At 71.1% G+C, this 16,515-nt stretch carries 15 protein-coding genes and 2 pseudogenes; 9 read left to right on the top strand and 8 right to left on the bottom strand.

The window, feature by feature from the left end; all coding sequences use genetic code 11:
* Positions 1-6: 6 nt before the first annotated feature.
* The 4 genes and pseudogenes from Vqi01_RS02745 to Vqi01_RS02730 all read right to left on the bottom strand — a co-directional run bounded on the left by Vqi01_RS02745 (position 7) and on the right by Vqi01_RS02730 (position 6,378).
* Complete coding sequence (locus Vqi01_RS02745) at positions 7-1,422, bottom strand: alpha,alpha-trehalose-phosphate synthase (UDP-forming) (protein ID WP_204032663.1); 1,416 nt, start codon at positions 1,420-1,422, stop codon at positions 7-9.
* A 175-nt stretch (positions 1,423-1,597) separates the two neighbouring features.
* Complete coding sequence (locus tag Vqi01_RS02740) at positions 1,598-2,467, bottom strand: DUF308 domain-containing protein (protein ID WP_204032662.1); 870 nt, start codon at positions 2,465-2,467, stop codon at positions 1,598-1,600.
* Positions 2,468-2,638: 171 nt separating this feature from the next.
* Positions 2,639-2,866, bottom strand: a pseudogene (locus Vqi01_RS02735) (serine hydrolase); the annotation flags it as partial.
* Positions 2,845-6,378: an ATP-binding protein gene (locus Vqi01_RS02730; protein WP_204032660.1), complete on the bottom strand. Its 3,534-nt coding sequence runs from the start codon at positions 6,376-6,378 to the stop codon at positions 2,845-2,847. The gene Vqi01_RS02730 and the pseudogene Vqi01_RS02735, both read right to left, overlap by 22 nt.
* Positions 6,379-6,543: 165 nt before the next feature.
* Here Vqi01_RS02730 and Vqi01_RS02725 point away from each other — a divergent pair, with 165 nt between their 5' ends.
* Positions 6,544-6,765 (top strand): hypothetical protein, encoded by a 222-nt coding sequence (locus tag Vqi01_RS02725; protein ID WP_204032659.1) that lies wholly within the window; start codon positions 6,544-6,546, stop codon positions 6,763-6,765.
* Positions 6,766-6,824: 59 nt separating this feature from the next.
* Here Vqi01_RS02725 and Vqi01_RS02720 read toward each other — a convergent pair whose 3' ends face one another.
* A complete protein-coding gene (locus Vqi01_RS02720) occupies positions 6,825-7,517 on the bottom strand; it encodes a Crp/Fnr family transcriptional regulator (protein ID WP_111219701.1) in 693 nt (230 codons plus the stop codon).
* A gap of 263 nt (positions 7,518-7,780) precedes the next feature.
* On the opposite strand from Vqi01_RS02720, the gene Vqi01_RS02715 reads away from it, so the two are divergent.
* From Vqi01_RS02715 to Vqi01_RS02690, 6 genes are all read left to right on the top strand, one after another.
* The gene (locus tag Vqi01_RS02715) at positions 7,781-8,278 is read left to right on the top strand and encodes a polyadenylate-specific 3'-exoribonuclease AS (protein ID WP_204032657.1); all 498 of its coding nucleotides are present in this window, start codon (positions 7,781-7,783) and stop codon (positions 8,276-8,278) included.
* 500 nt (positions 8,279-8,778) lie between these two features.
* Complete coding sequence (locus Vqi01_RS02710; RefSeq protein ID WP_204032651.1) at positions 8,779-9,807, top strand: 6-phosphofructokinase; 1,029 nt, start codon at positions 8,779-8,781, stop codon at positions 9,805-9,807.
* Between the two features lie 164 nt (positions 9,808-9,971).
* Positions 9,972-10,790: a pyrroline-5-carboxylate reductase gene (gene proC / locus Vqi01_RS02705; RefSeq protein ID WP_204032649.1), complete on the top strand. Its 819-nt coding sequence runs from the start codon at positions 9,972-9,974 to the stop codon at positions 10,788-10,790.
* Positions 10,791-10,816: 26 nt separating this feature from the next.
* Positions 10,817-11,167 carry a DUF2203 domain-containing protein gene (locus Vqi01_RS02700; protein ID WP_204032647.1) on the top strand — a complete coding sequence of 117 codons (351 nt, stop codon included), beginning with the start codon at positions 10,817-10,819 and terminating at the stop codon, positions 11,165-11,167.
* A 147-nt stretch (positions 11,168-11,314) separates the two neighbouring features.
* On the top strand, positions 11,315-11,767 hold the full coding sequence (locus tag Vqi01_RS02695) for a hypothetical protein (RefSeq protein WP_204032646.1): 453 nt from the start codon (positions 11,315-11,317) through the stop codon (positions 11,765-11,767).
* A gap of 14 nt (positions 11,768-11,781) precedes the next feature.
* Positions 11,782-12,576 carry a hypothetical protein gene (locus Vqi01_RS02690; protein ID WP_204032644.1) on the top strand — a complete coding sequence of 265 codons (795 nt, stop codon included), beginning with the start codon at positions 11,782-11,784 and terminating at the stop codon, positions 12,574-12,576.
* 160 nt (positions 12,577-12,736) lie between these two features.
* Here the strand turns inward: Vqi01_RS02690 and Vqi01_RS31430 are convergent.
* The 3 genes and pseudogenes from Vqi01_RS31430 to Vqi01_RS02675 form a co-directional block, all read right to left on the bottom strand.
* Positions 12,737-13,044 (bottom strand): annotated as a pseudogene (locus Vqi01_RS31430) (5-formyltetrahydrofolate cyclo-ligase family protein); the annotation flags it as partial.
* A gap of 23 nt (positions 13,045-13,067) precedes the next feature.
* The gene (locus Vqi01_RS02680; protein WP_204032640.1) at positions 13,068-13,613 is read right to left on the bottom strand and encodes a cysteine hydrolase family protein; all 546 of its coding nucleotides are present in this window, start codon (positions 13,611-13,613) and stop codon (positions 13,068-13,070) included.
* Entirely contained in the window at positions 13,610-14,803 is a 1,194-nt protein-coding gene (locus Vqi01_RS02675; RefSeq protein ID WP_239098132.1) for a helix-turn-helix domain-containing protein, read from the bottom strand. The genes Vqi01_RS02680 and Vqi01_RS02675 overlap by 4 nt, the downstream gene beginning before the upstream one ends.
* A 215-nt stretch (positions 14,804-15,018) precedes the next feature.
* On the opposite strand from Vqi01_RS02675, the gene Vqi01_RS02670 reads away from it, so the two are divergent.
* Both Vqi01_RS02670 and Vqi01_RS02665 read left to right on the top strand, forming a co-directional pair.
* The gene (locus Vqi01_RS02670) at positions 15,019-15,399 is read left to right on the top strand and encodes a globin family protein (protein ID WP_275408683.1); all 381 of its coding nucleotides are present in this window, start codon (positions 15,019-15,021) and stop codon (positions 15,397-15,399) included.
* Positions 15,396-16,469: an oxidoreductase gene (locus tag Vqi01_RS02665; protein ID WP_239098131.1), complete on the top strand. Its 1,074-nt coding sequence runs from the start codon at positions 15,396-15,398 to the stop codon at positions 16,467-16,469. Before Vqi01_RS02670 ends, Vqi01_RS02665 begins: the two co-directional genes overlap by 4 nt.
* Positions 16,470-16,515 lie beyond the last annotated feature (46 nt).

Genomic DNA, 16,515 nt, shown 5'->3' with positions numbered 1-16,515 from the left:
TGGCGGTCAGCCGCCGAGCCGGGTGAGCAGGGAGCCGCCCTGATCCAGCGCGGACAGGTAGGAACGGGCCCAGGCGTGGATGTCGTGCTCGCGTAGCTGCTCGCGCATGGCCCGCATTCGCGCCCGCACGTCGGCCGGTTCGGCCCGCAACGCGGCGAGCAGCCCCTGCTTGAGCCCTTCCAGGTCGTGCGGGTTGACCAGGTACGCCTGCGGCAGCTCGGCGGCAGCGCCAGCGAATTCGCTGAGCAGCAGGGCGCCGTCGTCGTCCACCCGGGCGGCGACGTACTCCTTGGCGACCAGGTTCATCCCGTCGCGCAGCGGCGTCACCGCCATCACGTCGGCGACCCGGTAGAGGGCGGCCAACTCGGCGCGGTCGAAGGGCTGGGTGAGGTAGTGGATCGCCGGCTCGCCGACCCGGCCGAACTCCCCGTTGATCCGCCCGACCTCCCGCTCGACCCGGTCCCGCAGGATTTGGTACTGGCCGACCCGCTCCCGGCTGGGCACCGCCACCTGCACCAACACCGTGTCGCGGACCTTGACGTGCCCGCCTTCGAGCAGTTCGCTGTAGGCCTTGAGGCGCTGCTCGATGCCCTTGGTGTAATCCATCCGGTCGACGCTGAGGATCACCTGGTCGGGGCCGCCGAGATCGTGGCGCAGCCGGCGGGCCCGCTCGACCACGTCCGCCCGGGCGGCCAACGCGGACATCTCGGCGCTGTCGATGGAGACCGGGAACGCCCCGATGCGCACGATCCGGTCGTCGTCAACCGCGATCCGCCGGTCGGTGGCCGGCAGCCCCAGCACCTTCGTCACCAGCTGGGCGAAGTTGTGCGCGGCCTGGGCCCGCTGGAAACCGACCAGGTCCGCGCCGAGCATCCCGCGCAGCAGCTCGGCCCGGCGGGGCAGCTGCATGAACAGCTCCGGCGGTGGGAACGGCACGTGCAGGAAAAACCCGATGCGCAGGTCGGGGCGCAGGTCGCGGAGCAGCCCCGGCACCAGCTGCAGGTGGTAGTCCTGCACCCAGACGACCGCGCCGGCCTCGGCCACCTGCGCGGTCGCCTCGGCGAACCGCTGGTTGACCCGCTGGTACGCGTCCCACCAGCGCCGGTGGTGCTCCGGTTGCTCCACGGCGTCGTGGTAGATCGGCCAGAGCGTCGCGTTGGCGAAACCCTCGTAGTGGTCGCGCAGGTCGTCGCCGGTCAGTGGCACGCTGCGCATCCGGACGCCGTCGACGTCGGGCAGGTCGGGAGCCGGACCGGTCCCGCCGGCCCAGCCGACCCAGGTCGCCGGGGTGTGTCTCAGCAGGGGATGCAGGGCGCTCACCAGCCCACCAGGGGTGCGGCGCCATTCGCAGGCGCCGTCCGGCGCCACGCTGTCGTCGATGGGTAGGCGGTTCGCCACCACCACGAGGGAACTCTCTCGCATCTCGGGCATTCCGATCAGCAGGGGTGTGACCGCCGCGAGGAAGGAACAACCGGGCAGTCGACGGGGGATGTGACGTGCTGCGCTATTCCTACTGACAGTAAGTTACACCACTGTTACGTTCGCTCGTACGGGCAGGTCCCGTCCCGGTATCCGGACGGCTACGCTGTGCGGCGGCTCAGACGACCGCCCCGTCGTCGGGGTCGCGTTCCTCGTCGCCGGGGCGTAGCCGCCACACCAGCGTGACGAAGCCGGCGAGGATGCCGGTGAAGCCGAGCAGCGTCACCACGCCCCGGTCCGCGGGAAGCAGCCCGGGGAAGAGGAACAGCACGAACCCGACCAGCACGGCGAGCACACCGGCCACCGCGTACTTCGACAGCCGGGGCAGTGGCGGGGGCGGCGGTGGGACGTAGCGCTCCTGGGCGTCGGGGTCGTCGGGCAGGTCGGTGCCGAAAGTGTCCAGGCCGTCCAGCAGCGACGGCCCGTCACCGTCGCGGGGGCCGCGCCCCACCGAGACACCGGAGATGTCGGCCGCGTACGGCAGGCGGCGCACGTCGGTCGCGGTCGGCCCGGCCGGCTCGTCCCCGCCCGGGCGGGAGGCATCGGCACCGGGCCGGGGCGCGGTGGCCGTGCCGCCGCCCCGATCGGCCGGGTCGTCCACGTCCTCCGCCGCAGGCCAGGGATGTTCGCCCGGGCCGGGCGAGGCGTGGAAACCAGCGACGATGCGGGCCCACTCGGCGTCGATGTCCGGTTCCTCGCCGGTTCGCCCGGAACCAGTCTCCTCGGCCAGTTGGCTGAGGTAGTCGCGGGCGGTGCTCAGGTGCGATCGATCCACGTAGAGCCGGTCGACCGGACGGGCCGGGACCGTGGTGGTGCGGGTGACCGGGTTCAGATCCGCCGAGGGTTGCAGATAGGCGGCGATGCCGCCGGCGGCCAGCACGTCGAGCAGGTGCTCGCCGACCCGCGGGTCGACATCACCGGCGACGGCGTACTCGCTCGCGTCGAGCCCGTTGTCCCGCCGTCCCCGGCGGGCCCCACCCGCTGACACCGGACCACCCTCCTCATCGCGCCGCCGGCGCGCGCGCCCCGCGTCCAGCCCCGTCGGCGCGCCCCGCGCGCCGTGCTCTGAATCGTGACACGTCCGAGGCGGGTTCGGGGAGTGCCTTGTGGCGCGGCGTACGCAAGGCACCCGGTCGCCGCCCTTCGCGCCGGCCGCTGATCAGGTGAGCAGGTTGGCCACGGCGACGCGGACGGGGCCGGGGTTGGCCCAGCTCCAGTTGGGGTGGGCGCGGTTGGTGAGCAGGACCAGGACCAGTTTGCGGGCGGGGTCGACGAGCAGGAAGGTGCCGGTGAAGCCGGTGTGTCCGAAGGTGCTTTTGGTGGCGAGTTCGCTCGGGCACCAGAGCCGGTGCCGGGGCGGTTCCGTCAGCCGGCGAGCGGCTGGACGCCGGTGGGTGGGTGGGCCACGGCGAGCAGGCCGGGCGCGGCGTTGCGGTGCGCGAAAGCGCGGACCTCGGTCAACAGCGCGTCGGCCCGGGACGGATCGCCAGCGCAGTCCTGTTCCCGGGCCGCGAGGGTCAGCGCCAGCACCCGGTCGGTCAGGGAGGGAATCCCGGCATAGGTCTCGGCGGCGGCCAGGAACAGATCGGCGGCGTGTCGGTGATCGCCGTCGGCCCCGGCCAGCGCGCCGGTCACGGTCCGCAGCGCCGCCTCCGACCAGGGCGTACGGTGGCCGACCTGGTCGAGCATGGCGCGGACCCGGGCGGCCGGTTTACGTCCGGCGAGGGTCGCCGCCCAGCTGGCGGCGGCGATCCACTCGCCGCTGGCCAGTGCCGGCACCGCGCTCCACGCCTCGGCCAGTTCGTCGAGCAGGGCGGCGGCCTCGTCGGTACGCCCCTGCAGGGCGCGGCAGAGCGCGCCCATCGCCAGCATCGTCCAGTGCACCCGGTGGAAGCCGCTGCGCCGGGCGGTGTCCAACGCGTCGGCCACGTCGTCGCGCCCGGCAGCGGCCGACGGCACCGGCTGGCCGCGCAGCACCAGCAGAACCGCACGCAGGCCGCGTACCTGCATGTCCCAGCTGCCGGTCGGAGTGTCCACGAACGCGTCGGCGGCGGCCAGGAAGCGGCCGAAGTCCCCCGCGAACCAGGACCGCAGCGCCTCGGCCGAGTAGCTGGTGGTCAACGTCTGCCCACTCGCGGTCCGGGCCGGGGCGGCCGACAGCAGCGCGTCGGCGCGCAGCGCGTCACCCTCCTCGCAGATCGCGTACGACAGGTTCTGGGTGGCCCGGGGCAGCGCCAGCAGCTGGCGCTCCCGGGCGAACTCCACGATGCGGTACAGCTCGTCCAGGCCGGCCCGGTCGCCGGCCTGGTAGCGGGCGGTGGCCGCGGTGATCCGGGCGTTGGTCCCGGTCTCGGTCAACCCCAGCCGCTCGGCGATCTCGACGGCGGTGTCCGCCGCGGCCACCGCCGGATCCCGCTCGTAGTTGAGCATGTGCAACCGGCCCAGCTCGGCGTAGGCGTCCGCCTTCTGCGCGCTGTCCGGCAACGGCTCGAACAGCTGCACGGCCCGATCCAGGCAGGCCAGCGCGGCCTGCCGGTCAGCCCGCAGCCAGGCCGCCTGGCCGAGCAGCGTCCAGGCCCGGGCCGCGCACGCCTCGTCGCCGTAGGCCAGCAACCGGCCGGCCAGCGTCCGCAGCTGCTCCGGCCCGCCACCGGAGAGGAACGCGTTGCCGTCGCGGTAGAACGAAATCTCCGTGCTGAGCAGCTCCAACTGGAGCCGGCCCACCGGGTCGGTCTCGTCGGCCAGGCCGAGCGCCCGACCGGCGTGACCGGCCGCCGCGTCCAGCCCGTGCAGCGCGTACGCCCGCCGTGCCGCCCGGTGCAGCGCGGCCCGCGCCGGCCCGGCGTAGCGGCCGGTCGCCATGCCCAGCGACCGGGCGATCTCGTGCGCCGCCCAGCGGTGGTGGGCCAGCACCTCGGCCAGGTCGGTGTCGCGGCTCTGCGACAGCGTGTCCAGCCAGTCGGCCGTGCGCTCGTGCTGGGCCACCCGCTCGGTACGCGGCAGTCGCTGATAGCACACGTCACGCACCAGCACGTGCCGAAACCGGTACTCCGGCTGCCCGGCCATGCTGGACGCGGCCTGCTCGTGGACGAAGTCCCGTTGCTCCAACCGGCGCAGCGCGCGCTCCACGGACTCGACCGGCTGCCCGATCGCGGCGGCCACCGCGCCGGGCCAGAACTGCACCCCGACCACCGCCGCGGCCAGCAGCACCGCCCGCTCCTTGACATCGAGCAGGTCGACCCGGTTGGCGATGACCGCGTGCACGCTCTCCGGCATCGGCAGGTCCAGCTGCTTCTCCAGCGACCAGCCCCGCCTGGACTGGCGCAGCGCACCCTGCTCGATCAGCATCCGGACGTACTCGTGGGCGTAGAGCGGGTTGCCGCCGGCCACCTCGATCAGCGGGGTCAGCAGGTCGGCGGAGAAGGCGGCCTGACCGAACATGTGCGCGTAGAGGGCGGCGATGCCGGTGTCCCGCAGCGGGGGCAGCGTTATGGTCACCGAGCCGGTGATGGTGCCGGCCCAGCTCGGAACCCGATCGACCAGCTCCGGACGCGCGGTGCACAGCAGCAGCAGCGGTACGTCCCGGGCGGCCGCGCCGAGCAGCTCCACGAACCGCAGCATCGCGTCGTCGGCCCAGTGCAGGTCCTCGAAGACCAGCACGGTGGGGCGGCGGGCCGCCAGGGCCAGCAGGAACCGCCGCCACGCCGACTCCGCCTCCTCAGCGGGCAGCGATGCGCCGGGTAGGCCGACCAGCGGACGCAGCGCATCGGCCACCCGGTCCCGTTCGCCGGGGCCGACCAACTCGCCGACGGCCGTGGTGAGCCGCTGCGCGGCACTGGTGGCCGGATCGGTGTCCAGGATGCCCGCCTCGGCCTTCACGACGTCGGCCAGCGCGGCGAACGTGACGTTCTCGCCGAACGGCGGGCACCGCCCGGTGCGCCAGGTCAGCGGCTCGTCGACCAGCCGGCCGGTGTGCCGGTGCAGCTCGCGGACCAGCCGGCTCTTACCGATGCCGGCCCGGCCGAAGACGGTCACCACCTGCGGCCGGCGGTCGCGCAGGCTGCGGTGCAGGGCGTTGACCAGCATGCCCAGCTCATGCTCGCGGTCGATCAGCGGGGTGGTGTCCGGCTCCCGGTCGGTGTGCTGCTGGCGCACCGCGGACAGGGCCAGCCACACCTCGGTCGGCGCCGATCGGCCCCGCAGGGTGACCGGGGGTTGCTCGTCGTACCGGATGGTGTCCCGGGTCAGCGCGTGCGTAGCGCCGTCGACCAGCACCCCGCCGGGCGGCGCCACGGACTGCAACCGGGAGGCGGTGTTCACCACGTCGCCGGCGACGATCGCCTGCCCGCCGTCCCGCGCGGCGGCCACGTCCACCAACGCCTCACCGGTGGCCACGCCGACCCGGAAACGCAGCCCGTCGGTGCCGGTGGGGGTGAACCGGGTCAGCACCCGTTGCAGCTCCAGCCCGGCCCGTACGCAGCGCAGCGCGTCGGTCTCGGTGGCCACCGGCGCGCCGAACAGCGCCATCACCGCGTCGCCGATGTACTTCTCGACCACCCCGCCGTACTGCCCGACCACCCGCCGGGCCGCCGAGAAGAAACCGGTCTGCATGCCCCGGACCAGCTCCGGGTCGGCCCGTTCGACGTACGGGGTGAAGTCGATCAGGTCGACGAAGAGCACGCTGACCCGGCGGCGGTCCTCCTGGGGAATGGCCACCGGTCGGCCACTGCCCGGCCGGGCAGTGCCGCAGGCGGTGCAGAAGGCCACGTCCGCGGCGAGCGGCCGCAGACAGTGCGGGCAGACCGAGCCGAGCTCCGCCCCGCAGCCACCGCAAAAGCGGTCGCCGTCGGCGGCGGTGCGTCCACAGCGGTCACATCGCGCGGCGATGACACCCTCCACTGTCCGGGCCCCACGTCCACAGATGCCGAGGTGAGTATCCCTGACCAGCGCAGTGTCGGGTACCGGGCTGTTGGCTTGTGGACACTGCACCAGCCTCCACCGAACGCGCAGGAACGGCTAGATTCAGGCAGCCGATCGTCGATTACTGATCAGGGGGACAGTTTCATGGTCTACGTCATGCTGCAGAAGGAGTGGACCGACGGCAACGGCGTCACCCACCTGGCCGGTGACTCCGTGGACGTCGACGCCGCGACGCTGGCCGCGCTCCAGGCGCAGGGCATCGTCAGCGAGCAGGCCGGCTCCGGTGGTGGCGGTGGCAAGGACGGCAGCGAGTGGGTCGGGCCGGGCGGCACCGAATGGGTCGGACCGGGCAGCACCAAGCCCTGACCGCGGCATACGACACGGGGGCCGAGGCGCGTGAGCGCCGCGGCCCCCGTGCGCTACGTTCAGCGCTCGTTCATCCCGGCGCGGCGGCGCAGCGCCGGCACGTCGGTGACCACGATCCGGCGGCCCTCGGTACGCAGCCAACCCCGATTGGCGAACGATCCGATCGCCTGGTTGACGCTCTGCCGGGAACCACCGGCCATCTCCGCGAGCTGGCTCTGGTTCAACTCGATGGTGATCATCGGGGCCTGGCTCTCGCCGGCGAGCCGGACCAGCGTCTTGGCCACCCGGCCGGGTAGGTCGAGGAAGACGTGGTCGGCGTTCTGCTCGGTCAGCCGGCGGATGAGCGCGCCGAGCGAGCGCATCACCGCGTCGAGGATGCGCGGGTTCGAGTGCACCAGCTCCATGAAGGCCCCCCGGGACAGGGCGAGGGCGGTGCAGTCCTCGATCGCCTCGGCGGAGGCGGAGCGGGTGGAGGCGTCCAGCAGAGAGACCTCACCGAGCACGTCCGGCGGGCGGATCACCGACAGCACCGCCCGCTCGCCGGTCGGCGCGGTGCGGAACACCGCCACCGCGCCGCGCCGCAGCACGATCAGCGATTCGCCCGGGTCGTTCTCCACGAACAACAACTGGCCCTTGCGGTACGTCCGAGGCACCGCAGCGGCGATCACCCGCTGGCGGACCTCAGGCTCCAACCCGGCGAACATCTCGACACCCGTGAGCGCGTCGCCCGGCTCCGGCAGGCGCATTTCCACGGCCCCACCCCTCCCCGGTCAAGGACCCCAAATCGCTCACCGGGTGAGCCTGACTGGCCCCTGACGAGGTGATCTGACACCCGTGCGGCGTCCGGCAGCGTACACATCAGATCATGACGCTCCGGTCGCGTGCTGTACACCCCTCAAATCGCTTCCGTGACCTCTTCAACTGCGAATTGCCACCGGCCCGGAGCGCTGGAAGCGCTCCCGGGCTCCGCGACCCGCCGGCCCCGCCGCCACCGGCGTGGGCGAGGATGGCGGGGATGGCCTACCGCTACTTCTACGACTGCGAGTTCATCGAGGACGGCCGGACCGTCGAGCTGGTGTCGATCGGCGTCGTCGACGAGCACGGCCGCGAGTTCTACGCGGTCTCCACCGAGTTCGACGCGGCCCGGGCGGTGCCCTGGGTACGCCGGAACGTGCTGGACAAGCTGCCCTCGCCGGCCGACCGCGCCTGGCGGTCCCGGGAGCGCATCCGCGACGAGCTGTACGACTTCCTGGTCGAGCCGATCCAGGACCGGCCCGGCGAGGAGCTGGAGCTGTGGGCCTGGTACGCGGCGTACGACCACGTGGCGTTGGCGCAGTTGTGGGGCGCGATGCCGGCGCTGCCCCGGGAGATTCCCCGGTTCACCAAGGAGCTGCGTCAGCTGTGGGACGACCGGGGCCGCCCACGGCTGCCCAGCGCCGCCGCGGCCCGGCACGACGCCCTGGTCGACGCCCGACACAACCTGGCCCGCTATCGCGCCATGACCGCCACCTGATCGATGGATGAGATGAAAGAAAGGGCGTGCAAGGAGAGCGTGCAAGGAGAGCGTGCAAGGAGAGCATGCAAGGAGAGCGTGCAAGGAAGGGCCCCCTTTTAACGCCTGCGGTAGAGGAAGGGCCCCCTTTTAACAAGATCGGCGCGGCGAGCGCGGGCGGGGGCGAGCGGAGGTCGGGGCGAGCGCGGGCGGTGAGCGCGGGCCGGGGCGAATGGCGAGCGGAGGTTGGCGCGAGGGCGGGTGGCGAGCGACGGCCGGGGGTGAGGGCCTGCGGCGAGCGCGGATCGGGTGCCGCCGGGGCCAGCGATGGTGCGCCGGGAACGGGAAGCTGCGCTACTGGTGGGTAGGTGGGGGCACGGTGTCGGGCATGCGACGGCGCCGACTACAGTCGCAGTGACGGCCCGCCCCGGGCCGGCAATGGCGCCGATGGTCTGACCTGACACGTATCCTGGGGCTTGATCGGGCTTGACCAGATGCTTCCCAGGAGGATTGAGCGAATCATGCGTATCGGCGTGCTCACCGGCGGCGGCGACTGCCCGGGTCTCAACGCGGTCATCCGGGCGGTGGTCCGCAAGGGCGTCGCCAGCTACGGCCATGAGTTCGTGGGGTTCCGGGAGGGCTGGAGGGGGCCGCTGGAGGGGATCTCCCGCCCGCTGGGCATCGCGGAGGTCCGGGGAATCCTGCCGCGCGGCGGCACGATTCTCGGCTCCTCCCGGACCAATCCCTTCAAGATCGAGAATGGCGTCGAGCGGATCAAGGAGAACCTGGCCGCGCAGGGCGTCGACGCGCTCATCGCGATCGGCGGTGAGGACACCCTCGGCGTCGCCACCAAGCTGCACGAGCTGGACGTCAAGGTCGTCGGCGTGCCGAAGACCATCGACAACGACCTGGGCGCCACCGATTACACCTTCGGCTTCGACACCGCGGTCAACATCGCCATGGAGGCGATCGACCGGCTGCACACCACCGCCGAGAGCCACCACCGCACCCTGGTGGTCGAGGTGATGGGCCGGCACGCCGGCTGGATCGCTCTGCACGCCGGCCTGGCCGGTGGCGCCAACGTGATCCTGCTCCCCGAGCGGAAGTTCGACATCGACCAGGTCGCCGGCTACGTCGAGAAGCGCTTCCAGCACCAGTACGCCCCGATCGTCGTGGTCGCCGAGGGCGCCCACCCGCTCGACGGGCAGATGGTCCTGCAGAACCAGGAAGTCGACTCGTTCGGTCACGTCCGCCTCGGCGGCATCGGCCAGTGGCTGGCCGAGCAGTTGGAGGCCAAGACCGGCAAGGAGGCCCGTACGGTCGTGCTCGGGCACATCCAGCGTGGCGGCACCCCGAGCGCGTTCGACCGGGTGCTCGCGACCCGGCTCGGCCTGCAGGCGATCGACGCCGCGCACGAGGGCGACTGGGGCAAGATGGTCGCGTTGCAGAGCACCGACATCGTCCGCGTACCGCTGGCCGAGGCCACCCGCGAGCTGAAGACCGTTCCGCTGGAGCGCTACGCCGAGGCCGAGGTCTTCTTCGGCAGCTGAGCCACCGCTCCCGCTGCCGTCCGCATCACCCGCCCCGCTCCGCCGATCCAGGGAATATCGTCGCTAGTGGATGTCCGACGGCGATGACGATCCCTGGATCCGGCGTGGGCGGGAGTGGTGGTGGGGCCGTGGTGGGATGTGGAGCAGTGAGAGGAGTTGGCGGCATGGTGAGCGGTGCGCACACGGTCGCGGTGATCGGCGCCGGCAAGATCGGCGAGCTGATGCTTTCCGGGCTGTTGCGCTCGGGCTGGCCGGTGGACCGGCTGCTGGCCACCGCCCGCCGGCCGGCGCGGGCCGAGGAGTTGACCGCGCGGTACGGCGTACGGGTGGTGGACAATCTGACCGCCGTCGTCGAGGCCGAGGTGCTGGCCGTCGCGGTCAAGCCGCAGGACGCGGCGGCGCTCCTCGACGAGATCGGCCCGAAGGTGCCCGCCGACAAGCTGGTGATCTCACTCTGCGCCGGTCTGCCCGGCAACTTCTTCAGCCGCCGGCTGCCCGAGGGCACCCCGGTGGTCCGCGTCATGACCAACACCCCCGCCCTGGTGGACCAGGCGATGACCGCCATCTCCGCCGGGGCGCACGCCACCGGCGAGCACCTGACGTTGGCCGAGGAGCTGTTCAAGCCGCTGGGCGCGACGATCCGGGTGCCGGAGAGCCAGCAGGACGCGGTGACCGCGCTCTCCGGCTCCGGCCCGGCGTACTTTTATCTCCTGGTCGAGGCGATGACCGACGCGGGCATCCTGCTCGGCCTGCCCCGCCAGGTGGCGCACGACCTGATCGTGCAGACCGCGATCGGCTCGGCGGTGATGCTGCGCGACTCCGGCGAACATCCGGTGAAGCTGCGCGAGGCGGTCACCTCGCCCGCCGGTACCACCATCTCCGCCATCCGCGAGCTGGAGAATCACGGCGTACGCGCGGCGTTGCTGGCCGCCCTCGAGGCGGCCCGCGACCGGGCCCGGGAGCTGGCCGCCCAGGCGGAGTGAGTCCGGCCCGGTGCCATACTGACGCCGTGTTCACACTCGCCCAGGCCCGGCACCTGGTGGCCACCCTGCGCCCCCGCGTCGACGAGCTGATCCGGGTCCGGGCCGACCTGGCCGAGTTGCAGGCCGACCTGGCCGCCCACGGGGTCAGCGCACTCGGCGGCCGGCCCGAGGTCAAGGGGCTGGAGGCCCGGCTGTACGCGATCCTCGACGAGCTGCAGCAGCACGGCATCGAGGTGAAGGGCGTGGCGCCGGTGCTGCTCGATTTCCCCGGCGAGCGCGACGGCCGGCCGGTGCTGTGGTGCTGGCTGGAGGGGGACACCGACGTGCGGTGGTACCACCGCGCCGACTGCGGCTTCGCCGGCCGACGCCGGGTCTGATCCTCGTCACCGGGCTACCGCCTCTGACCACGGATTCTCACCCTCACACTGGGCTCCACAGTGTCCTATGCGAGGTGTACTCTCGGCGCAGTTCTGGTTACGTGGCGCCTACGGGGGTGGTTTGTGAGTCGGCAGGTGTCGCATCTGATGACCGCTGCCAATCTTGGTGCCCTGTTGTCTCCTCTGGCGCAGGCGGTGACGCTCGGCGGCATCGCGTGGACGACGAAGAACCGCGTGGTCAGAGAGGGCACCGTGCGGGTCAACACGGTCATCCCAGTGCTTGCCCCTTGCCGGCTGAGGATGACGGTCAATCCGTTGAAACCGAGCGAGCCGGCGCTTCAGTACCTCGTGGGGGACGGCCGTTCGGGCTTCTCTGCCCGCCGGCTCTGCGTCAACACCCCACACTCGCCTTTTCCGGGCACCCACAAGCATCGGGTCGAGCCAGGTGGTGGCGATGAAGGGGCGTACGAGCCAGACGATATCCCCGCTGTGCCGCTGCAACCGAGGGTCGCTCCTGGCACTTATCGTGCGATCCTGGAAGCGTTCGCTGCGGAGTGCTTCATCATGATCGGAGACGACTTCGCCTGGGTCGAGCCGTGAGGAGGGGAGCGATCATGGACGCCGCGACTGTCATCGGTGCCGTTCTCCGGGCGGTCAACGACCACACGGTTGTGCATCCGTATGGGGACGGCCTGTTGGTCGATCTTCCGCTGACCTACGGCGACGGTGACGGCGTACGGGTCCTTGTCGAGCCGATGGGTTCGGGCTATCGGGTCACCGACCGCGCCACCGCCGCAACCCTGCTGGCGATGGCCGGTGTGAACCTGACAGCTGGCCGGGCTGCCGAAGCGTTCGGCGAGATATTGCGCAATGCCGGCCTGAACGGTGTCAACGCGATACCGGGCGAGGTAGCGACTTTCGGGGCGCCCGACGATCTTGGGAGGCTCATCCTCGACGTTGCCCAGGCGTCATTGCGCGCCGATCAGCTCCGCTGGCTTGCTCCTCGCCAGGCCGGGGTGAGGTTCGTCGATCGAGTCACCGACAGAGTTGCTGCCTGGGCAGGCCGCACCCGCAAGCTTCAGCGCGATGCCCAGATCCCGCTGCAGTCAGGGCGCAGCCGCCCAGTCACGTTGCGGGTCGCCAACGACGGCACGGCTGCATATGTCCAAGCGGTAAGTCTGCGCGACCCGGATCAGGCGGCCGAGCACTGCTATCACGTGTTTGGTCTGTCGACAATTCCCAGAGAGAAGCGCGTTGCGGCGCTGGACGGCTCAGAGCAGAAGTGGTCGAAGGCGATTGTCGCTGAACTAAGAACGGTTAGCGATGTTGAGTTCTTTGACGATCCGCTCAGCCTCGAACGGCAGCTTGAGAAAATGGTTCCGCCCCCCCAGACCGCCCTTCGGTCGTAGCAGGTAAAGAATCTCATTCTGGCCGATTGGAAGCATCCTCGGTCGGCCCGAGTGGCGGTAGGCAGCAAGAGCTGGACTGGTGCCGATTCTCTGCGGACCAAGGTGTCACGAGGACAGTGGATGCGCCGACCAAGCCAGCCTCGGTGAGGAGGGCCAGCTCGATGTCGAGGGCTGCGGGGCCGAGCAGGTAGAAGGGGCGGATGTCGGCGATTTTCGGCACCGCCATGTAGAGCAGATTGCCCTCGCTGAGTGCTCGTAGCCTTACCGGCAACTGCGCCTTGTCCGGATTGGACTTTATGACGCTGGCGTTGCGCCATGCCGGATGATCCGCGAGCCGTTCGGCGGCCAGTTCGGCACCGACGAAGTTGGGGATGCGCCCGTGAACGCCCGGGGCGGTGCCTGGTTCGCCTGCTCCAATCGCGACCAGACGGCTTCACGTACGGCTTGCTTTGCCTTGTCGATGTCCACGCGGCCTCCGCAGGACGACATCCTCATCGATTATGAAATCGTGTGCTGACCTCCTCGGTGTCGAGCAGTTGGCCAGCGCCGATGAAACGACGGGCGACCAACAATCCGGCGTCATGAGCGGCTGGGCCGCCGTGGCTCGCCGAGGCATCTGTGACCAGCCACGGGGTGAAATCCCGCTCGAATGCGTCTACGGCTGACTTCAGCACGCAACTCTCGGTGGCCACACCGCAGAAGACGAGGTCCGTCCAGCCCTCGCGGGCAGCGATATCAGCACCTTCGCTAGTGAAGTACGAGTAGATGCGCTTGTCGACCATGGCTTGCGCCCGAGCAGCGTGTTGGCTCAGCTCGGGCACGATCTCCGTCTCCGGCGGATGCTGCACTGCCGACCAGTGGATCAACGTCTCGAAAGGGCTACCCGGATAGTTGTGGTAGCGGGTGAAGACGACCGGTCGGCCTGTCGCCTCCCAGCGTTCGACCAGATCGACGACCCTGGGGATGACGTGTCGGCTCCGGTTGTTGATGAAGCCGTTTTGCATGTCGATGACGATCAGGGCAGCACGCGTGCTCATACCGTGACTCTGCCACTGGCCGTCTCGGCCTCGCGAAGCGCGGCCTGCGCCTGCGTTAGCCGCTCCGGTAGGCCACTCGTCGTGACGGCCGCCTGACGCATCAAGCAGTGCTGCGCCGTCTCCTGAGCACGTGCGGTGGTGAGCCGCGAGTGCGCAGCCCTCAAGAAGCGCCAGCCGAACTCCGGCGATACCACCGGATCGCGGCCGTCCTCCACTGCTCGTTGGATGCGCCGGCAGTAGGCCCAGAGCATCTGTACGTCGGCCTCAAGTGAGACCAGTTCGTCAACGCCGAGGGCTCGCTCCGGCGAGAGCGGGTGATAGGCCAGCCCTGACCAGGTCGCGAAGCCGACGGATACGCCAGGTATCCCGAATGACTCGACACTAGGATGATCAAAGCCCTCGGATAACAACCTCCCCTCGATGTGATCGCTAACTGGCTGTGGCCGGGGCGACGCGTGGCGGTTGACCAGCACGGACGGGAGGCTCAACAAGCGAACCGCATTCTCCAGGTCTTCGCGGCGGCACCCCGGCTCACGCAGGAGGTACATCGACATCACGTACTCCGGCATTGCTGTCTGGCTGTCGGGCTGCTTCGGCAGAAGCCGTTCGATCTGCTGGGCTGCCCAGGGCAGATCACCCTCGTAGCTGGCATATCGCCATGCTGCGAACTCCGCCAGGCTCGCTGGGGCGAGGTCCTGCCGTAGGTGCAGAACCACTACCCCACAAGCGAAGACGTGAGCCATGCATAGGCCGTCCGGATGCGGCACCCTCATGACCGACACGTCCAGCCACTCGTGCGGGCGAGGTTCCATCTGCGGCAAGTCAACCAGTTCGTTGGCCACCGCCGTGCCGATGTAGGCCGGAATGAACTTGTGGGACTGGATGCGGTAGCCGCCTGTCGTCCCAGCGGGGCAGACATCCTCGTTGCCCGTCGCAGCACTGAACCGGCTCACGGCCTCGCCGCTGGCCCTCAGTAACGTGGTGTCGAGAGCGGCTTGCATCTCGGGCCGTGGCCGTACAGCATCGCGGCCTGCCTCCCACTTGGACACCGTGCGTTCGCTGACGCCGAGGTGTTCGGCGAAGTCCCGGATGCTCATGCGGAGGGCGTGCCGCAGCGCCCGGGTCTGCCGGCCGGTCCACGTCTGCACGGTCGTCATCGGCTCGCCTCCGATCGCATCGAGATCGGCCATTCAGCAGCTTAACGGCTCTACTTCAGAGGAGGTACAGCGCGGGTGCAGAGCGTAGTCGTACCGCTTGAATGCCTGCCTGACCAGGGTGGACGCATGGCCCGGGGCGGGTGCTGGGCTCCGGTGGGGCGCTACCCCCGAACGCGTCTCCGCCGTCCCCGCCCGCTCCGGTGCCGCTCCAACTCACGATCTCTGCGGAAAGGCTTTCCATGGCGGCGATGCGGGACGACGTTCCGGTGGTCGTGACCGGGCTCGGGGCGTACCCGATGAGGGGTGTGGCCGGGCCGGAGCTGGTGCGGGAGGCGGTGACGCGGTGGCTGGGGCTGGTGGTGGCGGACGCGGAGCTGGCGCCGTACCTCATCGGGGTTGATCGGGCCCGGCTCGCCGGGCACCTGGCGCTGACCCTCACGGTGGCGCTCGGCGGACCGGCCGGCGACCTGGTCCGGCCGGCGGCCGGGGCGTGGCGCGGCCTGGGCCTGACCGAGGCGCAGCACCGGCGGGTGGTCGACTACCTGGCCGGGGTGCTGCGGGAGTTGGGCGTGCCGGCCGGCACGGTGACGGCGGCCGGGCGGGCGTTCGCCGACGAGGCCGGCTCGTGACCGCCACGTTGGCCGCGTCGTGGACGCTCACCATGCGGTACGCCCGCCAGGCCGCCGGGCAGTTCTGGTGCGCGGTCGAGGAGCGCTGCCCGGGGCTGCTGCCGGAACGGACGGCGGGCCTGTTCCTCGCCGCGCTGGGGCGGCTGGCCAGTGGCGGTGACGATCCGGCGGGGCGGTCGGCGCTGCTGGCGGTGCTCGGCCGCGCGTACCGCCGCCACCGGTTGCTGCCGCATCAGCGCACCATCGAGGCGGCGCTGACCGGCACCGTCGCCCGGCACCTACTGTGGACGCCGGAGCTGGCGGCGATGTGGGACCGCGCCGCGTGGCAGGCGTCGGCGGCGGTGGCCGACGCAGCCGAGGGGGTCGGCGACGGCCCGGCGTGGTGGCCAGCCGAGGTCATCGAGCATCATCGGGCGGGCGAGGGCGTCGCCACCCTGACCGTACGCCCGTGGCGTCGGCTGCCGTTCCAGCCCGGCCAGGCGGTGCCGGTCAGCACCGAACGCTGGCCCGGCCGGTGGCGGTGGTACTCGCCGGCCAACGTCCCTCGCCCCGACGGCACCCTGGAGTTCCACGTCCGTGCCGTCGCGGCCGTCTCCCGTGCCCTGGTCCACGCGGTACGCCCCGGCGGCCTGCTCTGGCTCGGCCCGCCCCACGACGCCGGTCTGAGCCTCGACCCGACCCGCGGGGCAGATTTGCTGCTGGTCGCCGGCGGCACCGGGCTCGCGCCGCTGCGCGCCCTGGTCGAGCAGGTCGCCGCGGCACAGGCCGGGCGGCGGGTGACGCTGATCGTCGGTACGCGCACCTTCGGCGACCTCTACGACGCGATCAGCCTCGACAAGCTCCAGTGTGCCCACGACTGGCTGACCGTGGTGCCCGCGTTCTCCCACGATGCTTCGGTCCCGCCGGCCGAGCAGGGGGACGCCCTCACGCTCGCCCTCTACCACTACCGGGCTGTGCAGGAGGTCTACGTGTGCGGCCCGCCAGCCATGCTCGCTGCGGCCCGCCGCCGGCTGCCCGCGGCGGGCGTGCCCGCCGACCGGCTCCACCTGGCCTGGGAGTTCGGCCGCTGATGGGCGTCTACCACAGCCGACCGGTAGTGTCGGTTTTCCTGTCGGT

Source organism: Micromonospora qiuiae (genome assembly GCF_016863555.1).
In the GTDB taxonomy this organism is placed as follows: domain Bacteria; phylum Actinomycetota; class Actinomycetes; order Mycobacteriales; family Micromonosporaceae; genus Micromonospora; species Micromonospora qiuiae.
This window is presented reverse-complemented; position numbering and strand designations above follow the sequence as displayed.